The organism is Clostridium sp. CMCC3677, from assembly GCF_023845585.1.
Classification (GTDB): domain Bacteria; phylum Bacillota; class Clostridia; order Clostridiales; family Clostridiaceae; genus Clostridium; species Clostridium aquiflavi.
In genome coordinates this window covers 198,675-224,530 of the sequence record NZ_JAMQHS010000002.1, presented here as the reverse complement: position 1 = coordinate 224,530, position 25,856 = coordinate 198,675, and the positions used below count along the sequence as shown (strand labels likewise).

Annotated in this window: 21 protein-coding genes; 6 read left to right on the top strand and 15 right to left on the bottom strand. The window is 26.3% G+C overall.

The annotated features are described in order from the left end of the window. Nucleotides 1–27 precede the first annotated feature (27 nt). The 4 genes from NG901_RS03015 to miaB all read left to right on the top strand — a co-directional run bounded on the left by NG901_RS03015 (nucleotide 28) and on the right by miaB (nucleotide 4,749). The gene (locus NG901_RS03015) at nucleotides 28–1,935 is read left to right on the top strand and encodes a bifunctional 4-hydroxy-3-methylbut-2-enyl diphosphate reductase/30S ribosomal protein S1 (protein ID WP_252212270.1); all 1,908 of its coding nucleotides are present in this window, start codon (nucleotides 28–30) and stop codon (nucleotides 1,933–1,935) included. Between the two features lie 163 nt (nucleotides 1,936–2,098). Next, nucleotides 2,099–2,956 (top strand): GNAT family N-acetyltransferase, encoded by an 858-nt coding sequence (locus NG901_RS03010; protein ID WP_252212269.1) that lies wholly within the window; start codon nucleotides 2,099–2,101, stop codon nucleotides 2,954–2,956. Between the two features lie 35 nt (nucleotides 2,957–2,991). Beyond that, nucleotides 2,992–3,279, top strand: a complete 288-nt coding sequence (locus NG901_RS03005; protein WP_252212268.1) for a hypothetical protein — start codon at nucleotides 2,992–2,994, stop codon at nucleotides 3,277–3,279. A gap of 105 nt (nucleotides 3,280–3,384) precedes the next feature. Further along, entirely contained in the window at nucleotides 3,385–4,749 is a 1,365-nt protein-coding gene (miaB, locus tag NG901_RS03000; protein WP_252212267.1) for a tRNA (N6-isopentenyl adenosine(37)-C2)-methylthiotransferase MiaB, read from the top strand. A 379-nt stretch (nucleotides 4,750–5,128) separates the two neighbouring features. Here the strand turns inward: miaB and ybaK are convergent, their stop codons facing one another. Beyond that, entirely contained in the window at nucleotides 5,129–5,608 is a 480-nt protein-coding gene (gene ybaK, locus NG901_RS02995) for a Cys-tRNA(Pro) deacylase (protein WP_252212266.1), read from the bottom strand. 708 nt (nucleotides 5,609–6,316) lie between these two features. Here ybaK and NG901_RS02990 point away from each other — a divergent pair. After that, the gene (locus tag NG901_RS02990) at nucleotides 6,317–7,306 is read left to right on the top strand and encodes a tyrosine recombinase XerC (protein ID WP_252212265.1); all 990 of its coding nucleotides are present in this window, start codon (nucleotides 6,317–6,319) and stop codon (nucleotides 7,304–7,306) included. Nucleotides 7,307–7,425: 119 nt separating this feature from the next. On the opposite strand, the gene NG901_RS02985 is transcribed toward NG901_RS02990, so the two are convergent. Together NG901_RS02985 and NG901_RS02980 are read right to left on the bottom strand one after the other, a co-directional pair. Further along, entirely contained in the window at nucleotides 7,426–7,956 is a 531-nt protein-coding gene (locus NG901_RS02985) for a YtxH domain-containing protein (protein WP_252212264.1), read from the bottom strand. Nucleotides 7,957–8,323: 367 nt separating this feature from the next. Next, nucleotides 8,324–8,755, bottom strand: coding sequence for a hypothetical protein (locus NG901_RS02980; protein ID WP_252212263.1), 432 nt, complete (start codon nucleotides 8,753–8,755; stop codon nucleotides 8,324–8,326). 168 nt (nucleotides 8,756–8,923) lie between these two features. Here NG901_RS02980 and lexA point away from each other — a divergent pair, with 168 nt between their 5' ends. Continuing rightward, nucleotides 8,924–9,529, top strand: coding sequence for a transcriptional repressor LexA (lexA, locus tag NG901_RS02975; RefSeq protein ID WP_252212262.1), 606 nt, complete (start codon nucleotides 8,924–8,926; stop codon nucleotides 9,527–9,529). Nucleotides 9,530–9,698: 169 nt separating this feature from the next. Here the strand turns inward: lexA and NG901_RS02970 are convergent, their stop codons facing one another. The 12 genes from NG901_RS02970 to NG901_RS02915 form a co-directional block, all read right to left on the bottom strand. After that, the gene (locus tag NG901_RS02970; RefSeq protein WP_252212261.1) at nucleotides 9,699–10,988 is read right to left on the bottom strand and encodes a methionine gamma-lyase family protein; all 1,290 of its coding nucleotides are present in this window, start codon (nucleotides 10,986–10,988) and stop codon (nucleotides 9,699–9,701) included. A gap of 75 nt (nucleotides 10,989–11,063) precedes the next feature. Then, a complete protein-coding gene (gene hfq, locus NG901_RS02965) occupies nucleotides 11,064–11,297 on the bottom strand; it encodes an RNA chaperone Hfq (RefSeq protein ID WP_252212260.1) in 234 nt (77 codons plus the stop codon). Between the two features lie 50 nt (nucleotides 11,298–11,347). Beyond that, the gene (miaA, locus tag NG901_RS02960; protein WP_252212259.1) at nucleotides 11,348–12,277 is read right to left on the bottom strand and encodes a tRNA (adenosine(37)-N6)-dimethylallyltransferase MiaA; all 930 of its coding nucleotides are present in this window, start codon (nucleotides 12,275–12,277) and stop codon (nucleotides 11,348–11,350) included. A 3-nt stretch (nucleotides 12,278–12,280) separates the two neighbouring features. Then, the gene (gene mutL, locus NG901_RS02955; protein ID WP_252212258.1) at nucleotides 12,281–14,311 is read right to left on the bottom strand and encodes a DNA mismatch repair endonuclease MutL; all 2,031 of its coding nucleotides are present in this window, start codon (nucleotides 14,309–14,311) and stop codon (nucleotides 12,281–12,283) included. A gap of 233 nt (nucleotides 14,312–14,544) precedes the next feature. Next, nucleotides 14,545–15,258, bottom strand: a complete 714-nt coding sequence (treR, locus tag NG901_RS02950) for a trehalose operon repressor (RefSeq protein WP_252212257.1) — start codon at nucleotides 15,256–15,258, stop codon at nucleotides 14,545–14,547. A 36-nt stretch (nucleotides 15,259–15,294) separates the two neighbouring features. Continuing rightward, a complete protein-coding gene (gene treC / locus NG901_RS02945) occupies nucleotides 15,295–16,953 on the bottom strand; it encodes an alpha,alpha-phosphotrehalase (protein ID WP_252212256.1) in 1,659 nt (552 codons plus the stop codon). Between the two features lie 34 nt (nucleotides 16,954–16,987). Next, complete coding sequence (gene treP / locus NG901_RS02940; protein WP_252212255.1) at nucleotides 16,988–18,394, bottom strand: PTS system trehalose-specific EIIBC component; 1,407 nt, start codon at nucleotides 18,392–18,394, stop codon at nucleotides 16,988–16,990. Nucleotides 18,395–18,551: 157 nt separating this feature from the next. After that, nucleotides 18,552–18,719, bottom strand: coding sequence for a hypothetical protein (locus tag NG901_RS02935; RefSeq protein WP_252212254.1), 168 nt, complete (start codon nucleotides 18,717–18,719; stop codon nucleotides 18,552–18,554). A 27-nt stretch (nucleotides 18,720–18,746) separates the two neighbouring features. After that, nucleotides 18,747–21,587 (bottom strand): DNA mismatch repair protein MutS, encoded by a 2,841-nt coding sequence (gene mutS, locus NG901_RS02930; RefSeq protein WP_252212253.1) that lies wholly within the window; start codon nucleotides 21,585–21,587, stop codon nucleotides 18,747–18,749. Between the two features lie 327 nt (nucleotides 21,588–21,914). Beyond that, nucleotides 21,915–22,937, bottom strand: a complete 1,023-nt coding sequence (gene splB, locus NG901_RS02925) for a spore photoproduct lyase (protein ID WP_252212252.1) — start codon at nucleotides 22,935–22,937, stop codon at nucleotides 21,915–21,917. A 421-nt stretch (nucleotides 22,938–23,358) separates the two neighbouring features. Further along, nucleotides 23,359–24,837: a methyl-accepting chemotaxis protein gene (locus NG901_RS02920; RefSeq protein ID WP_252212251.1), complete on the bottom strand. Its 1,479-nt coding sequence runs from the start codon at nucleotides 24,835–24,837 to the stop codon at nucleotides 23,359–23,361. 244 nt (nucleotides 24,838–25,081) lie between these two features. Continuing rightward, complete coding sequence (locus tag NG901_RS02915; protein ID WP_252212250.1) at nucleotides 25,082–25,780, bottom strand: MgtC/SapB family protein; 699 nt, start codon at nucleotides 25,778–25,780, stop codon at nucleotides 25,082–25,084. Between the last annotated feature and the right edge of the window lie 76 nt (nucleotides 25,781–25,856).

The following is a 25,856-nucleotide window of genomic DNA, read 5'->3' as shown; positions in this document are numbered from 1 at the left end:
TATTTAAAGCTTTAGGAGAATACACTAATGAGAGAAGTAATTTTAGCACAAAATGCTGGTTTTTGTTTTGGAGTAAAAAGAGCAGTTGATGAAGCTATAAAAATACAAAAACAAGAGGGCAGAAGAATATATACTTTAGGTCCATTGATACATAATAATGATGTTGTAAAATTTTTAGAAAAGAATAATATCTATTCTATAAACTTAGAAAATATAGATACTTTAAATAAAGATGATGTTATTGTTATAAGATCTCATGGAGTATCAGAAGAAATACTAAAACTTTTGCAAGAAAATAAGTTAAACGTTAAGGATGCTACTTGTCCGTTTGTAACTAAGATACAAAAAAAGGTAAATAAATATTATAAATTAGGATATAATATAGTAATACTTGGTGACGCTAACCATCCAGAAGTAATAGGAATTAATGGTTGGTGCAATAATAAAGCTATAATTTCTAAAAATGGTAAAATTGAAGGGGATGTACCTGCTAAGGTATGTGTAGTATCACAAACAACAGAAAAAGCAGCTAATTGGGAAACTTTAATCAAAAATATTTCTGCACAGGCTAAAGAAGTTTTAGCTTTTAACACCATATGTGCAGCTACAGATGTGAGACAAAGAAGTACTAATAAATTATCAAAAGAAGTAGAAACTATGGTCGTAATTGGTGGGAAAAATAGCTCTAATACAACTAAGCTATATCAAATTGCTAAACAAAATTGTGATAATACTATACACATAGAAAATGTTAATGAGTTACCTAAAGATTTTATAAATAATAATATAAATAAAGTAGGAATTACAGCTGGTGCGTCTACACCAGATTGGATTATTAAGGAGGTAATTGGAATTATGAGTAATACAGAAAATATTAAAAACGATGATCAATTATCATTAATGAATCAACTTGATAGAAAGTTTGTGATTGGTGATGAGGTAGAAGGAGAAATACTTTTAAAAACAAGAGACACTATTATAGTTTCACTTGTAGGATATAAAATAGATGGGGTTATTCCTTTCAATGAATTAACTTCAAATGAAGATATTGAGAGTATGGTAGAAAGTCTTAATATAGGTGATAGTATAAAATCTAAAGTTATAAAATTACAAAATTCTGATGGATATGTTGTTTTATCAAGACTTGAATATGAAAAAGAAGAGGCCTATAAAGAACTTGATATATTATTTAATGAAAGCAAAACTTTTGAAGTTAAAATTAAAGAGGCTTCAGAAAATGGACTAGTTGCTTATTATAAAGGAATAAGAATATTTATTCCAGCTTCTCAAATAGATGTTAGATTTACTAAAGATAAATCTAAATATATTAATCAAGTATTAGAAGTTAAATTAATTGATTATTCTGCTGAAGAACATAAAAAAGTTATTGCATCTAGAAGAGTTTTATTAGAAGTTCTTAAGGAAACAGAAGAAGAGAAAATTTGGGAAAGTTTAAATGTTGGGGATGTAATTAAAGCTGAAGTTAAGAGATTTACTAATTTTGGTGCATTTTTAGATGTTAATGGAATAGATGGGTTATTACATTTATCTCAAATTTCATGGAATCATGTTAAAAATATAGAAGATATATTGAAAAAAGGTGAAATGCTTGAAGTTAAGATTATAGCTATAGATAAAGAAAATAAGAAATTATCTTTAAGTAGAAAAGAGTTACTTCCAAAACCATGGGAAAATGTAAAAGAAAAGTATCCAGAAGGTTCAATAGTTTTAGGTAAAGTTGTAAGAATAAATGATTTTGGTGCTTTTGTAGAATTAGAACCTGGAGTTGATGGATTAGTTCATATTTCGAAAATTTCATTTAATAGAATATCACATCCATCAGAAGTACTTAGTGTTGGCGAAGAAGTCAAGGCAAAGATATTAGAAGTTGATGAAGAAAATAAAAGAGTAAGCTTAAGCATAAAAGATATTTAACAAAATATGTATAAATAAAAAGAACCTCAATATAATTTATATAGGGGTTCTTTTTACTTTGAAAAAATTAACTTAAAAAAATTAACTTCTGTTAACTAACGGTACTTAATTGACTAAGTATTTTTTTAATACTATACTTTATTTATTAGAAGTGAGGAGTTTTATGTTTATAATAGAAAAGTTATCATTAAAAAATCTAAAATACTTTAAAATACTACAAGAAGAAGCTAATGATAAGTATATTAATAATAAAGATTTTTTTGAATTATATAATGAGCAATCATTTATTGCTAAGTATATGAAAAGAAGAGAAATTAGGTTATTTAAATATGACAACAAATATATAGGTTATTTATGGATTCAATATCCAATAACAGAAGTTATAAAAATTTTATCTTTATATGCAAGTGAAGCTTATATTAATCTTATTTCAAAAGAATTAATTAATATGTTTAAAAATAAAACTTTAAATTTTGACGTAGCAGATAGCAACATAACTTATGATATAATGACTAAATTAAAATTCAGTCCAATAAGAGCTACATCTTTAATGAAAATAAGGACATCCAATTGTAAATTTGATTTTAAGAAAAATATAAACTTTAAAATTTTCACTAAAAGAGAAGATGAAGGTTTAAGATGTTTTATTCAGAATTCTGTGTTTAAAGATAATGATAGAATTCCCTTAGTTCCTTACGATATAAAGCTAGAAGAAGAGGAGGATTATTATATAAATGATTTATGCGTTTTTATAATGATTGGAAATGTAACGATAGGCTATGGACAAGTTATTTCAAAAAAAGACCTTTATACAATAGTTAATGTTGGTATACTAGATGAATATAGAAATAAAGGGTATGGCGAAATGCTTATAAAATATTTAATATATTTATGCTACAAAAAACATATTTCACAGGTTACAATAAATGTTGATGTGAATAATTATAAAGCTTTTAATTTGTATAAAAAAATGGGGTTCGAAGAATACGGAAAAATAACAACATGGAGCAATAGGTTATAAATAAAAAATGCAAACAATTTTTAAATTTATGGGGGATGATTTTAGTGGATAACAAATTAATTTGGAAAAACCATGAGAAAATAGTTTATGGAAGAAAAAGTGATTTTAAAAGTCAATTAGATTTTCTTAATACAGTTAAATATGAACATAAGAAAATGACTAGATATGACTGCTACGTAGATAATATAACATTGAAAGTTTATATTATTACTGAAGAAGGACTAGAAAAAAATACTTTTATTCCAATTTCAAATACAGATATAAATATAGAAACAATGTATTGTGGAAATTTTTATACTATGGAAGGATTAAGTGGTAATTAATTAAGTATTTGATTAAAGAATCATATATTAGATCATGGTCTTTTAATTAATATAATTATTTGTTATAATACAGAGGTATAATTTTTTAAACTTGGAGGAATACTAATGAATTTTAATATAGACGCTTTAAAGACAAATAAAATAGATAAAAAAGAATTCTTCTTTATTGAAACTTGGGGGTGCCAAATGAATGAAGAAGATTCTGAGAAACTTTCAGGAATGCTTAAATCTCAAGGATATGAAGAAACAGAAAATAGAGATGAAGCTTCAATTGTAATTTTCAATACTTGTTGTGTAAGAGAAAATGCAGAAAATAAAGTTTTTGGAAATCTTGGCAGACTAAAAAATCAAAAAGAGAAAAATCCTAATTTAATAATAGCTTTATGTGGTTGTATGATGCAACAAAAGGGGATGGCAGATGAAATTTTAAGTAGATTCCCTTATGTTGACATCATATTTGGAACTCATAATGCATACAAGTTCCCAGAATATTTGCATAGAGTTCAAGTTGAAGGAGTTCAAGTTAAAGAGATTTTTGATAAAGAAACTGAAATTGTAGAAGGTGTTCCAATAGACAGAAAAAGTGACGTAAAAGCTTTTGTTACTATAATGTATGGATGTAATAATTTTTGTACATATTGTGTAGTTCCTTATGTTAGGGGAAGAGAAAGAAGTAGAAAGCCAGAAGATATAGAAAAGGAAATAAAAGAATTAGTGTCTAATGGATATAAAGAAATTACTCTACTTGGACAAAATGTAAACTCTTATGGTAAAGGTCTTGAAGAAGAAATTACTTTTGCACAGCTTTTAAGAAGAATTAATGAAATAGATGGACTTGAGAGATTAAGATTTATGACATCTCACCCTAAAGATTTAACTTTAGATGTAGTTTATGCCATAAGAGATTGTGATAAACTTTGTGAGCAAATACATTTACCTGTACAAAGTGGTAGTAATGAAATATTACAAAAAATGAATAGACATTATAATAAAGAACAGTATTTAGAATTAGCTAAAAAAATAAGAAAAGAAATTCCAGATGTAACATTCTCAACAGATATAATAGTTGGATTTCCTGGAGAAACTGAAGAAGATTTTCAAGAAACACTTAATTTAGTAAAAGAAGTTAAATATGATGCTGCATTTACATTCATATACTCAAGAAGAAATCATACACCAGCGGATAAGATGGAAAATCAAATTCCTGATGATATTAAACATGATAGATTCAATAGACTTGTGGCAACTGTTAATGAAGGTATTGTTGCTGGAAACAAGGCAGCAGAAGGAAAGATATATGAAGTTTTAGTTGAAGGAACTAGTAAGAACAATGAAAACAAATTAACTGGTAGAACAAGAAATGCTAAGCTTGTAAACTTTGATGGTTGTAAAGAAATGATAGGAAAGCTTGTTAATGTGAAAATAATTGAAGCTAAGTCATTTTCTTTAGTAGGAGAAGTTGTAGAGTAGGAAAGTAGAGTTGTTATATAAACTGTATTAGGATTAATAGATATTTATCTTAATGCAGTTTATTATTATTTTTGGTAATATAATAATCTAAAAGATTCTATAAGTACTCATAAAACAATAAAAGATTATTTAATTGCTTAGTAGATTTTTTTTAGCATGTGGTCAAAAGATAGATATGTGTAAAAAAAATTACAGTTCCACAATAATCATTTTGTCGATTTTTTATAAAGGTGCCATTTTCATAGCTACAGAACATGTGTTCTATAATCGTGAAAATGGCATTTTTATAATAGATTTACATTAAATAAACACAATAAACCTCAAATATTGATAATTATCAATATATAATTAACAGGATCATCTTATCTATTAATATAATTTATTTAATTAAATCTATAAATGTACAATTCAGTATATTTTCTAATTGTTTTGGATTCATTTCAATTTGAGATCCAATTTTACCACCACTAAATACTATTGTTCCACAATTCAAAGCGGTATTATGAATAAAAGTTTTAAATGCTTTCTTCATTCCGATAGGAGAGCATCCTCCTCTTATATATCCTGTAATTTTATTAATATCTTTAACATGTATCATTTCAATACTTTTTTCAGATGCGGCTTTTGCAGCTTTTTTCATATCTAATTCTTGTGCAACTGGAATAACATATACATAAAATTCTTTAGAATGTCCTTGAGTGACCAAAGTTTTAAAAACTTCATTTTCATCCTTATTTATTTTATGAGCAACAGCTACACCATCTATTTTTCCATCTTTATTTTGATAGTTATAAGTGGTATATTCTATTTTACTGCTGTCTAAAATTCTCATAGCATTAGTTTTACTTTCTTTTGCCATAATTTTTTCCTCCTGTTATATAAATAAAATATTACTGAATAAAAATCATTAGACCATATCTATCAATTTTTATTTAATTCATCTACCTATTAATTTTATATAAAAAATTCTAAGTAAATACATATATATTATATATTATATTGTATTTTTGTCCAATTTTTCATTCTACTTCTATTTTTAAAATAGAATTTGAAAAACAACAAAAAGTGTAATTCCTAGAATAAAGGAAAATTCAAATTCAATTTTTGATACAAATTCAATATTATAATATGTGTAAAACTTTATATTTTAAGGAAAATCAAAGAGAATTCTAGTGATTAGTTTACTAAATAACAATCATTAAAAATTTAATTATTTTTACAATTTAAGGAATAAAATTATTCATGGATAATAATTCTTATCTAAATGAAAATACAAGACTGATAAATATCCATAAAATTAAAAGTATATAATTTAGCTTATTGGTTAATAATTTAAGTTAGATGGATAATTAAATTGCAAAATTAAATTTATATTTTAATAAGCATTAAATCTAAAACCAAGATTAAAATTTCAAATAAATCAATTTTAATGCTAAAAATCGCTTAATTTTATTTCGGGAAATATACATTTCCCGAAATAATTGATTAAAAATTCATTTATTGGTATAATATATTTAAATCTTATGAAAATAGATTTAAATTATAATAAATGATGGTGATAAAATATATGAATTATGATATTGATTTTTTTCAAAACAACGACTTACCTAATTCGGTAATAGATTTTTTAAATTACTTAGAAACCATAAAAAATAAATCTACAAATACAATTGCTGCATACAAAAAAGATTTAACTATCTTTTTTAAATTCATGAAATTATATCGAGGACTTATTAAAGATAAAAATATAGAATTCGAAGAAATAGATATTAGAGATATTGATGATGATTTTTTAAAAGGTATAAAGCTTAGAGATCTATATGCCTTTATGTCTTTCATTGAAAAATATAGAAATAATAGCGCTTATGCAAGAGCTAGAAAAGTTGCTACTTTAAAATCTTTTTTTAAGTTTTTACAAGGAAAAGCTAAAATAATTGTGGACAACCCTACAACAGAGCTAGAATCCCCTAAGATAAATAAACGACACCCTGTATATCTTACATTAGATCAAAGCATACATTTACTTGGATCTTTAGATAAAAATGATAAAAATTACGCTCGAGATTATTGTATATTAACTTTATTTTTAAATTGTGGAATGCGTCTTTCAGAATTGTGTGGAATATTAATTGAAAAAATTAGAAATGATATTTTAACTATTATAGGTAAAGGTAATAAAGAACGTACAGTTTATTTAAATGATGCTTGCTTAAAAGCAATTGAAAATTATATGGTGGTTAGGGATGATTCTAAAGCTTTGCCAGAATACAAAAAGTTTTTATTCTTATCTTCTCACAATAAACCAATAAATCAAAGAACAGTTGAGATAATGATTAAAAAACATGTAAAAAATGCAGGGTTAACAGATGAAAAATATACTCCTCATAAATTGAGACATACTGCTGCTACACTTATGTATAAGTATGGAGATGTGGATATAAGAAGTCTTCAAAATATATTAGGCCATGAAAATATTTCCACTACTCAAATTTACACTCATGTAGATGATGATACATTAAGAGATGCCGTAAAATCAAATCCACTATCAAAATTATAAAGAATTCTCTCCTACTTTATAAAAAATCTCTATTATTATAGTCTAAAAATATAATAATAGAGATTTTAAAAATATAAGTAAATTACTTTACATAATATTTATACTGTAATTTATATTTATTATCTTATAGGATTTCCTAAGGTTTCTTTAAATTGAGCAACATAGGTTGGATCATTACCTTCATATACAACCAAAGTATTCCCTTTTTTATAATAATTAGGTTTAGTTTTGTAATCTACAGTGGCCCCTTCTATTTTCATTCCATCATCAGATATCCTTTTTATATCTTCATCAATTTTATTAGAATCATCATATTCATAAACTCTAACATAATCATTTCCGACCATGTAGTCAGTTTCTGCTCCACTAAAATAATCTTTTTTACTTCCATTTACTGCATCTTTAAGTTCATTACCAGCATTTACTACATCATCTTTAAAGTTTATTGCTGTATATTTTATGGTTTCCCCAGCATCTTTTGTTGCATCTTTAACGTTATTACCTAAATCCTTAACATCTTCTTTAACATTTTCTCCTGCTTCTTTCATGTTTGTTTTAGAATCATCAGAATTATTAGATCCACATCCTATAAACATTGAACATGATAGCAATGTAGCCAATAGTAAGGCTAAAATTGATTTTCTTTTCATAAATCTTACACCTCATTTCTAATTAATCTTCTAATTTAGTTTGCCAAAAAACACTTAATATATTCACATTCGTTAAAACCGCTATTTTTTTAAACATAATAAACATTATGTAAACTAATATAAATAAAAAGATGAAATAACTCATAATACAAAGCTATTTCATCCGGTACGATTTTAAATGAATAAATTTCCAAACAATTTATTAAAGTGATACTCTTGCAGCACTTTTAATGCTATTACATGTTTTTATTATTCATAGACTTATATAAACAATATTGCTAATAATAAAATTAATTTTTTCATAAAAATTATCTTTCTTTTTCACAACTATTTCAATAATAGTTGTGTTAAAAAAGGATATATTTTTTTATGCTTTATTTTTGAATTTTCTTACGCCAGGATATACTTCTTCTGTAAGTTCTTCTATATTATCATCATTAAATAATTCATTATCATCTAAATATTCAATATGATCGAATGCATCTTCATATTCTGTTTCTTCAGTAAGTTTAAATTCATCACTATTTAATCCTTTAGATTCAATGAATTTAGAATAAATATCTTTTAAGTTTAAATTATTTTGTTCTAATTCTTCTATTTGATCTTCATCAAGAGATGATTTTAAGTTATTAAAAAATTCTTCTTCTAAAATCTTATTTTCATCTTTAGTTTTTGAAATTTCTTCTATTTTTATAGCTTTAATATCAACACCATCTATTTCTAAGCATTTACCACAATTATCACATATTTTATTTTCATATATATCGCAATAATCATCATCATTATATTTATTTGTCATTATTAAGTACCCTCATTTCTATAATGAAATTGTCATTCTATTATATCAAAACCATAAATTTAAATCAAATAAAATATTAACTTTAATCTTTGAAACATACAGAACATAAGTTTGTTATATTATAAAACCTATGTTATAATAACAATAAGATAGAGAGGTGTAATATTAATGATCGAGAGTAAGGACAGACAAACGGAAATTTATGAATTTTTAAAATTATATATAGAAAACAAGGGATATCCACCTTCAGTAAGAGAAATATGCGAAGCTGTTTCATTAAGATCTACATCTACTGTACATGGTCATTTAAAAAGATTAGAAAAAAAAGGATTAATTAGAAGAGATCCAACGAAACCAAGAGCATTAGAAATAGTTAAAAATAATAGAGATAAAAAAGAAATGGTAAACATACCTATAGTTGGTAAAATTACTGCAGGTATTCCGATACTTGCAACTGAAAATATAGAAGACTCGTTTCCGATACCTCTTGATTATATAAAACATGATAATGAATTATTTATGTTAAGAGTATCTGGTGAAAGTATGGTTAATGCTGGCATAAGAGATAATGATTTAGCAATTATTGAAAGCTGTAAGACTGCATTAAATGGAGATATTGTTGTTGCTTTAATAGATGAAGAAGCAACAATTAAACGATTTTTTAAAGAAAAAGATCATATAAGATTACAGCCTGAAAATGATTCTATGGACCCGATAATAGTTGATAATTGTTCTGTTTTAGGTAAATTAGTTGGAATATTTAGATCTTACTAACTTAATCAATTAAATTTAAAACAATATAATTTAGTCTTTATTAAATTTAAATTAGTGAATTAAATTAATTACTATGCTTTAATTAGTGCTGAAAAGTTATGAGCTGAAATACTAAGTTATAATTTAGTATTTCAGCTTTTTTAATGTTTAGTACTAATTAAATTTTTAGTTATTTTACTTCAAGTACTTTACTTAATCCTATTAAGATTCCTATTTTACCATGATCAAAGTTTAACCCACCTTGCATATAAGCTATATAAGGTTCTCTTATTGGACCATCTGCAGACAATTCAATTGTTGATCCAGATATAAATGCGCCAGCTGCCATTATTATTTCACTATCATATCCTGGCATTGCCCATGGTTCACACACAGCAAATGCATCAATTGGTGAAGCTGCTTGAATTCCGTTACAAAATTGAATTAATTTTTTAGGATCACCAAATTCTATAGCTTGTATTATGTCAGTTCTCTTATCAGTAGATGCTGGGAATCCCTTAAAGCCAGCAAGTTCCATTGTTTTAGCACAAAATATTGCTGTTTTTACAGCTTCCATAGAAATGTGTGGTGCTGAAAATAATCCTTGATATAAACTTCTCATAAGTCCATAAGTTGCGCCATACTCGCCCCCTATTCCTGGAACAGTGAATCTATAAGAGGCTTGTTCAACATATTCTTTTTTACCAACTATATATCCACCACCTGGAGCAATACCTCCACCTATGTTTTTCATAAGAGATCCTGCCATAAGATCTGCTCCAACTTCTGTTGGTTCAATAGCTTCAATAAATTCTCCGTAGCAATTATCTACAAAAATCACAACATCTTCTCTTACTTCTTTTATGCATTTTATTACTTCTTCAATTTCTGAAACTAAGAAAGATTTTCTAGAAGCATATCCTGTACTTCTTTGTATATGTATTAGTTTTATAGCTTTATCATTTTTTAATGTCTCTTTAATTTTATCGAATTTAAATTTTCCATTCTCATCTAATTCAATAACATCTGTTTTTATATTGTATTCATCTAATGAACCTTTAGTTTTTTTGTCAGCAAGTCCTAATACTCCTAAAAGAGTATCATAAGGCATTCCAGAAACACAAAGTATTTTATCACCAGGTCTTACATTTCCCATCATAGCAGCACCAATAGCATGAGTTCCGCTTACGAAATTAGGTCTAACTAAACCTGCTTCAGCTTTAAATATTCTAGCATAAACTCTATCTAAAGTATCTCTTCCAAAATCATCAAGACCATATCCTGTTGTATTAGTAAAATGTGATTCACTTATTCTTTCTTCTTGAAAGGCTTTTAATACTTTAAGTTGATTAAATTCTCTTATTTCATCGTACTGTACAAATATATCTTCAGTCTCTTTTAAAGCTTTTTTATATAATTTAAATGCTTCTTCACTAATATTGTAATTATTAATTAAAAATTCTTCTGTTTTCTTTAACATTTTTGTATATTCTCCTCCTAGGTATTACAAGTATATTTCCTCAAAAATAAATAGGCAAATAATTGCCTATTTATTTTAGTTTTCATTATCTACAAATAAAATTGGTTTTTCTGGAGTTACAGTGGTTATTGCATGTTTATATATAAGCATTTGTTTACCCTCACTATCTAAAATAACAGTAAAACTGTCAAACCCTTTTACAGTTCCATTTAGTTTAAAACCAGTTGAAAGATATATTGTTACAGGTATTTTGTTTTTTCTTGCACTGTTTAAAAATATGTCTTGTAGATTATTCTGTTGCTTATTCATAAAACCATATTTACCTCCATTTTATTAATTCTCTTTATACCATTATAAACCTAGTTATTTGTTATGTCATCAACAATTTTGCTTAATATTTCCTCATCAGACAATACATCTTTATCTAAAAAAGTACATCTAGGATCTCTTCTAAACCAAGTTAATTGTCTCTTAGCATAATTTCTTGAACCCTGCTTTATCAAATTAATAGCTTCATCTAATGAAATTTTTTTATCTAAGTAATAAAATATTTCTTTATATCCTATTCCTTGCATAGATTGCATATCAGAAGTATATCCAAGTTTTTTTAATTCTATGCATTCATCAATAAGTCCATTTTCAATCATGATTTCTACTCGCTTATTAATCCTATTATATAACTTTTCTCTATCCATAGTTAATACATAATAAAATACATCATAATCTGTTTTATAAAAATCATCACCTACATTATATGAACTAAATGGCTTTCCAGTAATTTTATAAACTTCAAGAGCTCTTATTACTCTTTTTCTATTGTTAGGATGTATCTCTCTATAACTTATTTCATCTATTTCTTTAAGCATTTCATGGACATAGGTATTACCATTAGCTTCTGCAAGTGATTCTAGATAAGCTCTATACTCATCATCTTTTTCAGATTCTGTAAAAGTAACATTACAAGTTAAAGAATTTATATAAAGTCCTGTTCCTCCAACTATCATAGGAAGCTTTTCCTTAGCTATAATTTCTTTTATTGCTTTTTCACCTATATTTTTAAAATCTGCAACTGAAAATTCCTCTTCTGGAGAAACAATATCTATCATATAATGATTTATATCTTTCATCTCTTCTTTTGTAACTTTAGCTGAACCTATATCCATGTTCTTATATATTTGCATTGAATCTGCTGATAGTATCTCTCCATTTAATTTTTCTGCAAGTTTTATTGAAAGTTCTGTTTTCCCAACAGCTGTAGGACCTCCAAGAACTAAAATCTTTTGTTTCATTATTTAAACAATCCTCCTAAATTTTTTATCTATATCTGTACTAGTAAATTGAATAATAGTTGGTCTTCCGTGAGGACAATGGAAAGGATCATCTATATACCGTAACTCTTCTATTAATTTAACCATCTCTAACTCATCTAAAGAATCATTTCCTTTTACTGCTGATTTGCATGCTTTAGTTGCTATAGCATTATATTTAACTTCAGTAGTTTTACCTGATCCTAAATTTTTAAGATTATCTAATATTTCTAAAAACAAATTCTTAGGTTTTAGCTTACCTAGAAAATAAGGTACTTCTTTTAATGCTATAGATGTGCCACCAAATTCTTCAATAGTAAAACCAGCTTCTTTAAATATATCTTTGTTTTCTTCAAAATACGAGTAATCATCCATGCTTAAATCAATTACTGTTGGTATCATAAGGGGCTGTATTATTATATCTCCACAATTTATATCATTTAAATACTTTTCAAACATTATTTTTTCATGAGCTGCGTGTTGATCTATCATATAAAGAGTTCCTGCATATTCCCCTAATATATACGTTTTATTATATTGACCAATAATTTTTATAGCAGGAAACTTTGGAATTTTTTCTTTTAATAATTCTGATGTTCCTACTGTTTTTGATTTACTTTCCTTATATTTCTCACCTTTACAGCTATCTTCATACTTATTAGAGTTAGATGTATAAGAGGTTTCATAATTTACTTCATTATTGTCACAAATCACTTCTTTATTAGAACAACTATTAGCATCATCTTCTAATTTAATGTGATCACTTTTTAAATCAACTGGAATATTAACATTTAAAGGAATCTTATTATGAATATCAGTGTCTTTTTTGTATTTTTCATCATAAATATGATTATTTATGCTATTATCCTCGTATATAGAACATATGTTCTTTTGTGACAAATGATTAGTATTAAGCTTAACTTTTTCTTGTTCTTCTTCAATTTTAAATGTTATTTCCTCAATATTTAAATTAGGATTCTTACGAGTAGCTTCGTTTTCTTCTTCTGGTATTGAAAATGTACTAAAAACTTCTTCCTTTAAAGATGTATGAACAGCACCAAATATCTTTTTAAAAATAAAACGTTCATCATTGAATTTTACTTCTGATTTAGTTGGATGAATATTCACATCTATATATTCAGGGTATATATCTATAAATAATATAAAGAAGGGAAACTTACTTACAGTAGAAAATGATTTAAATGCTTGCTCTACTGCAATTCCTAAACTTCTATTCTTTATATATCTGCTATTTACAAAAATACTTTGATTATTCCTAGAACCTCTAGCGATATCCTCTTTTCCTACGTAACCATAAATAGTAGCAATATCAGATGTATCTTCAAAATATAATACATTTTCAACTATACTTTTACCATATATAGTTCTTATAACATCTTTCATGTTGCCATTACCATATGTATGAACAATCTTTTTCCCATTATTAAATAGTTTAAAACTAATGTTAGGGTTAGATAAAGCTATTCTAGTTATAATATCATTAATTAAAGATGATTCTTTAGATATTGTTTTAAGAAACTTTTTTCTTGCTGGAACATTGAAAAATAAATCCCTTACTTCCATTATAGTTCCTTTATTAACTCCACATTCTGTAACTTCTGAAAATTTTCCACCTTCTATTGTAATTTCATATCCACATTCTTCAGTTTCTTGTTTTGTTTTTAAATTAACTCTAGCTACTGATGCAATAGATGGAAGAGCTTCCCCCCTAAAACCTAATGTGTTAATACTATATATATCTTCAGACTCTTTTATCTTGCTTGTGGCATGTGGCAAAAAAGCTTTCTCTATATCCTCTTTATAAATGCCATCTCCATCATCAATAATTCTTATTAAAGAACTTCCACCCTCTTCTATTTCTATTAATATATTCTTAGAATTTGCATCTATAGCATTTTCGACTAATTCCTTTACTACTGATGCAGGTCTTTCTACTACTTCACCTGCTGCAATTTTATTAGCTGTATCTTCATTTAATATATTAATTCTTTTCACATTTTGCACCCCCTTGTAAGTCTCTACTTTATAAGTAAATCTAATATAACATATTGCATGTATATTTAGATATTTAATTCCCATTTATAAGTTTCTTCAAATGTATTATATCCAATTTAATTGCTAATAACAAATCTAAATTATATTTACAAATACAAATTAAAAACTCTTAGGTTATATTTCTGAAAATAACACCTAAGAGTTTTTAATTATTTAATAAATCATTATAATTTTTATTTACGTCTTCTTGCAAAATCTACAAATTTAAACTTATCTGGTCTATGTCTAGACTCAGTATATTGAAACAGACTTGTATCATCTAAGTAAGTATAACTTTTAACAACAACAATCATATTAAAGTTTTTCATATTTAAATACTTTTTGTCTTCTTCTGTTGCAAATTGAACAGTTATTTCTTTTTTTGCATAAGCTATTTTTAATCCAAGTTCATCTTCAATATACTTATAAATAGATTCTTCACATATTTCTTCAGTGATATTTTCAACATATTTTTTTACTAAATAATCTTTATCTAAGATTATTCTTTCATCTGCGATGCTTCTAGATCTTATTATTTTCCAAACCTTATCCTTAGAGCTTAATTCTAGTTTTCTACTAATACTTTCATTTGGATGAACACATTCTAAAACTTCAACTTTAGTTTTAGAATTTGGTCCTAGTTTATCTGCAATTTCTTTAAAACTAACTACACCTGATACAGGAAAATCAAATTTATTTATATCTAACACAAAAGACCGTCTACCTTTTATCTTTTGTATATATCCATTTTCCTCAAGCAAAGTTAATGCTTTTCTTGCAGTATCTCTAGAAACTTTATATTCTTTCATAAGATCACTTTCTGAAGAAATTTCATCATTTGCTTTAAATATCCCATTTTCTATTTTATTTGCAATTTCACTATATATATTAAAATATTTACTCGCCATAATTTATCACCATAAACATTTTAACATAATATATACTTAATTCTCAACAATATAAACAACAGATTCATATGGTCTAAGTAAAATTTTATCATTTAAATCTATACTATCTTTATAATTTGAAATTAATATTCTACAATTTTTAAATAAAAGATTATGTGGTAATAATACCTCAGTCTTTTCAGCATAAAAGTTATTTAAAACTATTAATTTCTCATTGTTATATTCTCTAGTATATGCTAAAACTTTTTCATGTTCTTCAAGTATCATATTAAATGATCCATTTGAAACAACATCATATTCCTTTCTAATCTTTATAAGATTTTTATAATGATAGAATATAGAATCACTATCTTTTAATGCATTTTCTGCATTTATTTCTTTATAAGATTTACCTACTGGTATCCAAGGTACGCTAGTTGAAAATCCACTATTATTTTTATCATTCCATTGCATAGGGGTTCTTGAATTGTCTCTTGATTTTGATGCTAATATCTTATATATTTCTTCTTCATTAACACCATTTGCTTTTAAAATATCATAATAATTCTTAGATTCAATATCTCTATATTCATCTATTGAATTAAAATTAGGATTTGTCATTCCAAATTCTTCACCTTGATAAATATATGGTGTTCCTCTCATCATATGAATACAAGTTCCAAGCATTTTTCCACTTTCTTTATGATATTTATCAGTATTTCCAAATCTAGAAATTATTCTTGGCTGATCATGGTTACACCAAAATACTGCATTCCAACCATTCCCTTGTTCCATACCTTCTTGCCATTCTTTGAAGATAGATTTTAGTAATTTAAAATCAAAGTTCATAAGTGTCCATTTATCACCATTATCATAATCGACTTTTAAATGATGAAAGTTAAATACCATAGATAACTCTTTTTCATCCGGATTTGAATATTTAATACAATTATCTATAGTTGTAGAGGACATTTCTCCAACTGTTATTATATCGTTATATTTACCGAAAGTATTTTTATTTAATTCCTTTAAATATTTATGTATATTAGGACCATCTGTATAAAATCTTCTTCCATCGCCCATAGTATCATCTTCAAATTTTTCTGGTTTTGAAATTAAATTTATAACATCAAATCTAAATCCTTTAACACCTTTGTTTATCCAATGGTTTACTATTTTGTATATTTCGTTTTTAACTTCTGAATTGGTCCAATCTAAGTCTCCTTGTGTCTTATCAAATAAATGCAAATAGTATTCATCAAATTTATCTATATATTCCCAAGCACTCCCTCCAAATTTTGATTGCCAATTAGTTGGTGGTTTATCTTCTTTACCTTCTTTAAATATATAGAAGTCTTTAAACTTTTCCTCTCCATTTAGAGCACTCTTAAACCACTTATGCTCTGTTGAAGTATGGTTAAATACCATATCAAGCATTATATTAATATTTCTTTTTTTAGCTTCTTTAACAAGTTTATCAAAATCTTCATTGGTTCCAAACAAAGGGTCTATATTATAATAATCAGCTACGTCATAACCATTATCCTTTTGTGGTGATACATAAAAAGGAGTAAGCCAAATATAATCAATCCCTAATTCCTTTAAATAATCTAGTTTGTTTATTACTCCATTTAAATCGCCTATTCCATCTCCATTTGAATCATTAAATGATTTAGGATATATTTGATAAACAGTACTTTTTTTAAAGTCTTTCATACTGCTAATTCCTCCAATTTAAAATTATTATTTATTAGCTTAGTTTTTTCTTTCCAATTATTAAAGTTAACATAAATGGCACTACTATAGCTATTACCATTGCTACTGCAAACATAAGCATATGTTGTGGTTTAATTGATAGAATACCAGGTAATCCACCAATTCCTACAGAGTTTGCCATTACTCCAGTTGATACAGATATTACAGCGGCTATAGCTGATCCTACCATTCCACATACAAATGGGAATCTATATTTTATATTTATACCAAATAATGCAGGTTCAGTTACACCTAAGTAAGCTGATATACATGCTGGAATGGCTATTTGTTTTTCTTCTTCATTTTTTCTTTGAAGATAAATCATGGCTAAAACTGCTGATCCTTGAGCTATATTTGATAAAGCTATCATTGGCCATAAAGATGTTCCTTTGAATTGAGCCATTAATTGTAAGTCTATTGCATTAGTCATGTGATGTAATCCAGTTATAACAAGCGGTGCATAAAGGAATCCAAAGATTGCAGCAAATATACTACCAAATGCTGATGTTAATCCACCATAAACTACTGCTGAAACCCAAGATCCAATTGTCCAACCTATAGGTCCAAGAACAGTATGTGCTATTAATACCGTTGGTACTAAAGCAAAGAATGGTACAAATATCATTGAAATTGAAGAAGGAACTATTTTTCTAACTCCTTTTTCAAGATATGCTAGTACAAATCCAGCTAAAATAGCAGGTATAACTTGTGCTTGATAACCAATCATATCTATTTTTGCAAAACCAAAATCCCAAAATGGAATTATGTCAGCTTCTGCAACAGCATAAGCATTTAAAAGTTGAGGTGATACTAATGTAATACCTAGTACTATACCAAGTATTTGAGTTGTTCCCATTTTCTTGGTTACGGCCCATGTAATTCCAACAGGTAAGAAGTGGAATATCGCTTCACCTATTAACCATAGAAAGCTATGCGTTCCTGCCCAAAACTGTGATATTTCAATAAGAGTTTTTGTACTGTTTTCAAACATCTTAATATCACCTATGATATTTCTAAAACCTAATATAAGTCCTCCTACTATAATTGCAGGTATTAAGGGTGAAAATATTTCTGCTATATTAGCCATCATTCTTTGAACAATATTCATATTTGATTTAGCTGAACTTTTTAAGTTGTCCTTGCTTACTCCATCAATTCCAGCTAATGCAGTAAAATCATTATAAAATTCCGCTACATCGTTTCCAATAATAACTTGAAACTGCCCTGCTTGAGTAAATGTACCCTTAACAGATTTTATTTTTTTAATTTTTTCTTCATCTGCAATAGATGTATCATTTAAAACAAATCTCATTCTTGTTGCACAATGTGATACAGCACTTATATTTTCTTTTCCACCAATGAATTCTAATAACTCTTTAACTTCCTTATTATACTTAGACATTATTTTTCCCTCCCTCTCAATACATATACGTATATGTTGTGATTAAATAATAACCTATACGTATATGTATTGTCAATGTTTACATTAAACTTTTTTATTTAGTAAAAAATACCTTAAAACAAACTATTAGATTAGAATGTTTTAAGGTATCTTAAATTTAATTTACATCATCATTAAAAATCTTAGCTTCTCTAATTACATAATTACATTGGGGATTTGGACAAGCTCTCTCTATTATTATATATGCTCCATCTATTTTACGTTTTCTAAGTAGATTTTTACTGCATTTTGGACATTCTAAAGGAATACTACAACCACAATTCATAAATTTATCTCCTATTTATCATTTTTATTAAAGTTTTTTTGCATCTGTAACTAATTTATATAAAGTATTCATAGCTTCCATAGGATTAAGGTTTAATATATCTACTTCACTAAGTTCTTTTATAAAACTTTCTTTTTCTATAAATTCAAAGTTAATTTGCATATTGTCATTAGAAACATCTTTATGCTTCTTGGTGTGTTTATTATTGTTTGATTCTTTTAACTCTTTTATTTCAGATTTTAAAGATTTTATAGTTTCTTCATACTCTGCATTTTGAGTTTCAACTCTTAAGATTCTCTCTTCAGTATAGTTACAACTAGTTTCATTTATATCTATATTTTGATCTAGATTATTTTGTGCATTAGAAATAATTTTATCCTCTTCATTTTTAGTAGAATCAATAGCAATTTCTTTTTCTTCATCTGAATCCATTGAACATGCTGATACTTTATTTATATCAAAGGCATTTTTGCCTTCTAAATCCTCAAGAATTTCTCTAGCACGATTAATAACATTCTCAGGAAGTCCTGCAAGCTTTGCAACTTCTATACCGTAAGATTCATCTGCACCGCCCTCTACTATTTTTCTTAAAAAGACTACGTTATCTTTTAATTTTTTAACTGCTACAGAGTAATTTTTAACTCCAGGTAAAATCCCTTCAAGTTTAACAAGTTCATGATAGTGAGTTGCAAATAAAGTTTTGCATCTTAAATCCTTATTCTTAGTTATATATTCAATAACAGACCAAGCAATTGAAAGTCCATCATAAGTTGAAGTTCCTCTTCCCACTTCATCAAGTAAAACTAAACTATTACTTGTAGCATTTTTTAAAATATTAGAAACTTCCCACATTTCAACCATAAATGTAGACTTTCCACCTGCTAAATCATCAGATGCTCCTATTCTTGTAAAGATCTTATCACAGATAGATATGTTTGCACTAGTTGCAGGTACAAATGAACCTATTTGAGCCATCAATGTTATAAGGGCTACCTGTCTCATATACGTAGATTTACCAGCCATGTTAGGTCCTGTAATAAGAAGTAATTCCTTATCAGTTTGATTTAATGCAGTATTATTTGATACAAAGTCTCCCTTTCCAATTACTTTTTCAACTACAGGGTGTCTTCCATCAGTTATTTTAATTAATCCATCTGTATTTATTTCAGGTTTAATATAATCATTTTCTAAAGCAACTAAAGCTAAAGTTGAAATACCATCTAAATCTGATATTATCCTAGCGCTCTTTTTTAATCTGCTTATTTCTTTTTCAATTTTATCTCTTATTTCAACAAATATAGAATATTCTAAGTTAATAAGTTTTTCTTCAGAACCTAAAATTTTATCTTCCATAACTTTAAGTTCTTCAGTTATAAATCTTTCAGCATTAGCTAATGTTTGCTTTCTTATATATCTACCTTCTGGGATAGAATTATAATTTGATTTACTTATTTCTATATAGTATCCAAATACCTTATTATAACCAACCTTTAAAGACTTAATACCTGTAAATTCACGTTCTCTATTTTCAAGAGCAGCAATCCACTCTTTTCCATGAAGTTTACTTTGACGTAATTCATCTACTAAAGTATTATATCCATCTTTTATTATGTTTCCTTCTTTTAAACTTAAACCAGGATCTTCTTTAATAGAGTCATTTAATAAATCTCTTACATCAATCAATTCATCTAAATTTTCATAGTATCCTTTTAACAATTCAGAACTAGTATCTTTTAAAAGTTCCTTAATACATGGAAGTTTATCTAAAGATGATTTAAGAGATAATAAATCTTTAGCATTGACATTTTTATTGGATATTTTACCAACAATTCGTTCTATATCATAAATTTCTTTTAAAGCGCTTCTTAAGTCTTCATTGAAACCTATTGAATTAAATACTTCTTCAACTCCACTTAATCTTTTTTCTATTTCATCTTTAACTATAAGAGGTTCATCTATCCATTTTCTTAAAGTTCTTCCCCCCATAGATGTTGCACTTTTATCAAGAACCCAAAGAAGAGATCCTTTTTTAGTTTTTTCTCTTATACTTTCTGTAAGCTCTAAGTTTCTTCTTGAATTTCCATCTATGGTCATATAATTTATAATTTCATATTGTTCTAATAAATTGATATTCGTTAAACTCATCTTTTGAGTTTCATTTATATATTTAAGAAGTACTTTACTTGGAATCTCTCTTTCTATTGTTAATCCACTTACTTCTAAGTCTGAAAACTGCTCTATAAGTTCTTCTTTTGAAACTAAAAACTCATTAAAATCTTTTTTCGTTATAAGAACAGGAAGTACATTGTTTATTTCTTCTAACAATTCTTCGCTTATATTATTGTCAACTAGTATTTCTTTTGGAGAAACCTTTGAAATCTCATCTAATAAGCTCATCTTAATATTATTAAAAGATGTAGTTTTAAATTCACCAGTACTTATATCAGACATTGCTATTCCAAATTTATCTTCATATCCATATATCACCATTAAATATGTATTATCATTTTCTAAATTAGAATTACTATCTATAAATGTTCCTGGAGTTATTACTTTTACAACTCCTCTTTTTACTATTCCTTTGCTTTGCTTGGGATCTTCAAGTTGTTCACATATAGCAACCTTATATCCTTTAGTAACAAGTCTTGGGATGTATGCAGCAGCTGCATGATGTGGAATACCACACATTGGTGCTCTTTCTTCAAGTCCACAATTTTTGCCTGTTAAAACAAGTTCAAGCTCTCTAGATACAGTTAGTGCATCATCAAAGAACATCTCATAAAAGTCACCTAATCTATAAAATAGAATACAATCATTATATTCTTCTTTTGTTTTCATGTACTCTACCATCATTGGCGTTAAAGCCATAATAATTTCCTCCTTTTAATTAGGTATAATAACATTTAATATTCTTACCTAATTTTAAACTTAAAATCAAGTCTTATTTTATCATAGGGGGAACCAGTAATCAAAATTAACTTAAAAATTACTTTATTCAAATAATATTAATTTTACTATATAACTAAAAAACAAAATATTATCACCATTGTTAATAATAGTCCGTTATTTAAAACATTAAAAACCACAAGCAAGGCTAAAATAATAATTACTACCCATATAACTGAATAATATAATTTATAAAAATTTTAAACAAAATATAAAAAAGCCTTCCAAAATAAAATGGAAGACTTTCTTTTAAATAATATACTTTATAACACTATTTTCAAACAATTCATTTATTTTAATTGTAAAAAATGATTTAACCTCTTCTAGCTGTTCTTTAGTATAAACATATTTTCCATATCCAAATTGACCGTACTTATATTTACGTTCTTCATCATTCATTGGTAAAGTATTATCTGGAAATACTTCATTTATAACATTTTTTGCTCTTGTAGTATATCTATGGGTTATAACTTCAAATGATAATGGATATTTTAAATCCTTAGGCATCTTATCATGTAATCTTATCAGAAGCTCATTGTAGTCTTCTTTCCAATTTTCATATAAAAATACTGGGGCTATTATAAATCCAATTGGATACTGTGCTTTTGCAACTTTTTCACAGGCTTCAAGTCTTAAATCATAAGAAGATGTTCTATTTTCAAAATCATTTATTACTTTATTCGTATTTAGAGTAAATCTAATTTCTGTCTTTCCTTTATGATCTATATTCAAAAGCGTATCTACATCATTATATTTAGTTACAAATCTAAATTTACCTTTTTCTTCATTTGCAAAAAATTCAATAGCTTTTTGTAAAGAATGAGTATATGGTTCTACTGGTATAGGATCTGATGTAGCAGCACCTTCAAATATTGTTATCTCAGGACTTCTCTCAATAATATGCTTTTTTGCTTGATTTAATATATCATCTATATTTACATTAACTTTAATAAATGGTTTAGTACTTAAGTTAGTATTAAGATAGCAATACTCACAATGTCCTGTACATCCAGAAAGAAGAGGCAATTGATAATGTGCTGAAGGCTTACATGACTGGAACTTAAAACCCTTTTTAATTCCAACTACTAACGTATTTTTACCTTCTCTATAATAACTATAAGTATCATCTCCTGGAATATGCTGTTTTACCCTATTTCCACTTATATTTATAATATCAACATTTTTATTATCTTTAAATGTATTATATATACTTTGACCAATCTCATAATCTAAACTTCCCTTTTCAAATAATATTCTTTTAGGAATAAACATATATAATTTTCTCCTCTCAAAAAGTTGATTTTATAGATTTTATTTTGTAAAATTACCATTAAATCAATAGTTAACATTTTTCAATAATTGTTTTCAAACATATTTTTTAATATTTGAAAATCTTAAGTATAGAAATCTAACATAATCTAATTTTTATTTTTAGTTAAATTTAGATATTTATACATATTGAAAATTATTTTATATGTATAAACACTAACTATGATCTTTTAATGCATATAATTAACTACATACTATTAATGTGCATATGATTACTAAATAAAAATAACTGCTTATTTAATAAAACAAGCAGTTATTTTGGTTAATTATCCATATAAATTACAGGTGGTTTTAAGACCTATTATATATTTTAACTTTATAATTTTATTTTATTCATTAGATTGATAATTTGTGATTTATTTCATTATATATCCTGTATATATTGTAACTCAGATAATTTAATACAAATTTTATTAATATCATCGTAGCTTTTAGATATACTGTTAATATTGTTATTTAAGTCATCAATACTTGATGATACTTCTTCCATTGAAGAAGCAATATTTTCAATATTTTTACTTACATAATTAACTTCTTTTAATGTATCATTAAATTCTTTTTCTAGAATACTACAATTGCAATTTATGTTTTTTGAATTGTGCAATACATTTGAAGTATTGTTGTTTATATTATTAAATAAGTCCTTTACAGCTTCAGCATGCTTATTGCATACTTCAATTGATTTTTGCTCATTTAATATTTCATCTGAAACAATTATAGTTTTACCTGATATATTATTTAGTATTAATGATATTTTTTCCGTTGCATCTCTTGAATTTTCTGCAAGTTTTCTAACCTCTTCTGCAACTACTGCAAAACCTTTTCCATGTTCTCCAGCTCTTGCTGCTTCAATTGATGCATTAAGTGCTAAAAGATTTGTTTGATTTGATATTTCACCTATTGAATCAATTATTTGTACAATTTTTTTGTTTTCATTGCTAAGCTCTTTAATTAGATCAACCACATTTATAATGTTAGAATTCACTTTATTCATCTCTATAGAAAATTCATTAAAACTATTAATACCGTTAGTTACAACATTTTCAGTTTTTAAAGATAAATTCTCCATTTTTTTAATTGAAGTTGTAACTTCGTTAAGATTTTTTGCACCATTTTTCATCAATTCAATAACTTTATTTATAATTAGGACTTCTTCAGTAGTTTTTGCTGCTACAGCATTTGATGACTTGGTAATTTGATTGAAAATTTCTCCGGTGTTATCAATTCCAGATTTAATCATAATATTTGCATCAGTTAAATGATTAACAGTCTGATTAATTTCAGATAATAATTCATTAGACTTAGAATTTGATTCTATTATTGCTTTAGCATTCTCTTCAGATTTTTTATATGCCTTTTTAGTTAATATAGATAAGAACACCAATATACCAGTCATAACAACAATATAAGCTATAAAAAGTCCAAGTTGTTCATAATTAGCATTATTAAATACTTCAATTCTATATTTGAAGAAAAAGTATATAACTACTCCAATATTTATAATAGAATTGTATATAACAACTTTCTCTTCTTGATAAATACTTGTTAAGATAATTCCATAGTAGATAAGTACAAAAGCAGCTAAACCTGGCTTTAAATTCATTATTAAAATATTTAATATAGGAAATATTGTTACTGAATAATACATAGCACCAATCATATGATCTTTCTTAATTAAACATCCTAAAATAAAAATACAAATTCCACCAATTACTATTATTGGCATTATAACATGGATTCCAGATTTAAAAAATAAATCAAAACTTATTCTTCCAATCAAAGAAACCAAAAGCCCAAGTAACATAACTATATTTTTGAGCTTTAACATTTCACTGTGATTCATTTAATTTCCTCCTTAGTTAAATTCAACTTATAAAAATTATAATATTTTTATATATCATAGTCAATTATTGTTATTAAATGAAACATTTTGTAAATAAAGGTATTTTTATGTTTAAAAATATAACTAAGATATAAAAACACGTTTATTTTCTTCAATTAGAATCTTTCTTTTAATCGCCAAGGTAAAAATCACCTAAGATAACTAAATCTTAAGTGATTTTTTTATTTAATCGTAATTTAAATGATTATATTATTTCCTCTACACAACAGACATCTTCAATATTATGAAGTTGAAGAGTGTAGTCAGAATGATTCCATTTTTGAGAGAGTTTTAATGTCATTGTTAAAGCAATTATACGATCATCCTTATTCGTAGTAGCTTTTTTCACTTCAATATTAGATATTTTAGTTCCGTCAGCTTGTACAGTTTTCATAAAATTAGCAACGCCTCTTATATCTCGAAGTTCTGTATAAACATCCATAACTCTAGAATGAGTTCTTGAATATAAATCTAGTCTATGAAGTCCTGTAACTACAGCAAGCATAAACACACATGCTATAATTGCACCCTCGTAAAAACCTATTCCAATAGCTAATCCCATGCATGCACATGCCCAAAGACCAGCTGCTGTTGTAAGACCTGTAACTTGATTTTTCCCAACTACTATGATTGTTCCTGCGCCTAAAAATCCTATTCCACTAATAACTTGTGCACCCAGTCTAGTTATATCTCCAGTACTATGAAGAACATCTCTCATATATTGACTTGTTATCATAATTAATGTGGCACCAATGCATACTAAAATATGTGTCCTAAATCCTGCAGGTCTATTTTTTCTTCCTCTTTCCGCACCAATAATTCCTGCACAAATAGTTGCTAAAGCAAGCCTTACAATTATTGATACTGTATTAATTTCTCTTAAGTATAAAATAAAATCATTCATACGCTATTAATCAACCTAATTTTACATTAGCTGACTTTTAATCACCCACCTTTGTATATTTAATATAATTATAACA

Bases quoted from the DNA above. Each gene is read 5' to 3' on its own strand.
- treR (WP_252212257.1), bottom strand. From the start codon at position 15,258: ATGGCGAGTAAATATTTTAATATATATAGTGAAATTGCAAATAAAATA.
- NG901_RS02980 (WP_252212263.1), bottom strand. From the start codon at position 8,755: ATGACAAATAAATATAATGATGATGATTATTGCGATATATATGAAAAT.
- splB (WP_252212252.1), bottom strand. From the start codon at position 22,937: ATGTTTATTCCTAAAAGAATATTATTTGAAAAGGGAAGTTTAGATTAT.
- NG901_RS03005 (WP_252212268.1), top strand. From the start codon at position 2,992: ATGATTTTAGTGGATAACAAATTAATTTGGAAAAACCATGAGAAAATA.
- miaB (WP_252212267.1), top strand. From the start codon at position 3,385: ATGAATTTTAATATAGACGCTTTAAAGACAAATAAAATAGATAAAAAA.
- NG901_RS02970 (WP_252212261.1), bottom strand. From the start codon at position 10,988: ATGTTAAAGAAAACAGAAGAATTTTTAATTAATAATTACAATATTAGT.
- ybaK (WP_252212266.1), bottom strand. From the start codon at position 5,608: ATGGCAAAAGAAAGTAAAACTAATGCTATGAGAATTTTAGACAGCAGT.
- miaA (WP_252212259.1), bottom strand. From the start codon at position 12,277: ATGAAACAAAAGATTTTAGTTCTTGGAGGTCCTACAGCTGTTGGGAAA.
- NG901_RS03010 (WP_252212269.1), top strand. From the start codon at position 2,099: ATGTTTATAATAGAAAAGTTATCATTAAAAAATCTAAAATACTTTAAA.
- mutS (WP_252212253.1), bottom strand. From the start codon at position 21,587: ATGGCTTTAACGCCAATGATGGTAGAGTACATGAAAACAAAAGAAGAA.
- NG901_RS02985 (WP_252212264.1), bottom strand. From the start codon at position 7,956: ATGAAAAGAAAATCAATTTTAGCCTTACTATTGGCTACATTGCTATCA.
- NG901_RS03015 (WP_252212270.1), top strand. From the start codon at position 28: ATGAGAGAAGTAATTTTAGCACAAAATGCTGGTTTTTGTTTTGGAGTA.
- NG901_RS02935 (WP_252212254.1), bottom strand. From the start codon at position 18,719: ATGAATTGTGGTTGTAGTATTCCTTTAGAATGTCCAAAATGCAGTAAA.
- treP (WP_252212255.1), bottom strand. From the start codon at position 18,394: ATGTCTAAGTATAATAAGGAAGTTAAAGAGTTATTAGAATTCATTGGT.
- lexA (WP_252212262.1), top strand. From the start codon at position 8,924: ATGATCGAGAGTAAGGACAGACAAACGGAAATTTATGAATTTTTAAAA.
- NG901_RS02920 (WP_252212251.1), bottom strand. From the start codon at position 24,837: ATGAATCACAGTGAAATGTTAAAGCTCAAAAATATAGTTATGTTACTT.
- NG901_RS02990 (WP_252212265.1), top strand. From the start codon at position 6,317: ATGAATTATGATATTGATTTTTTTCAAAACAACGACTTACCTAATTCG.
- hfq (WP_252212260.1), bottom strand. From the start codon at position 11,297: ATGAATAAGCAACAGAATAATCTACAAGACATATTTTTAAACAGTGCA.
- NG901_RS02915 (WP_252212250.1), bottom strand. From the start codon at position 25,780: ATGAATGATTTTATTTTATACTTAAGAGAAATTAATACAGTATCAATA.
- treC (WP_252212256.1), bottom strand. From the start codon at position 16,953: ATGAAAGACTTTAAAAAAAGTACTGTTTATCAAATATATCCTAAATCA.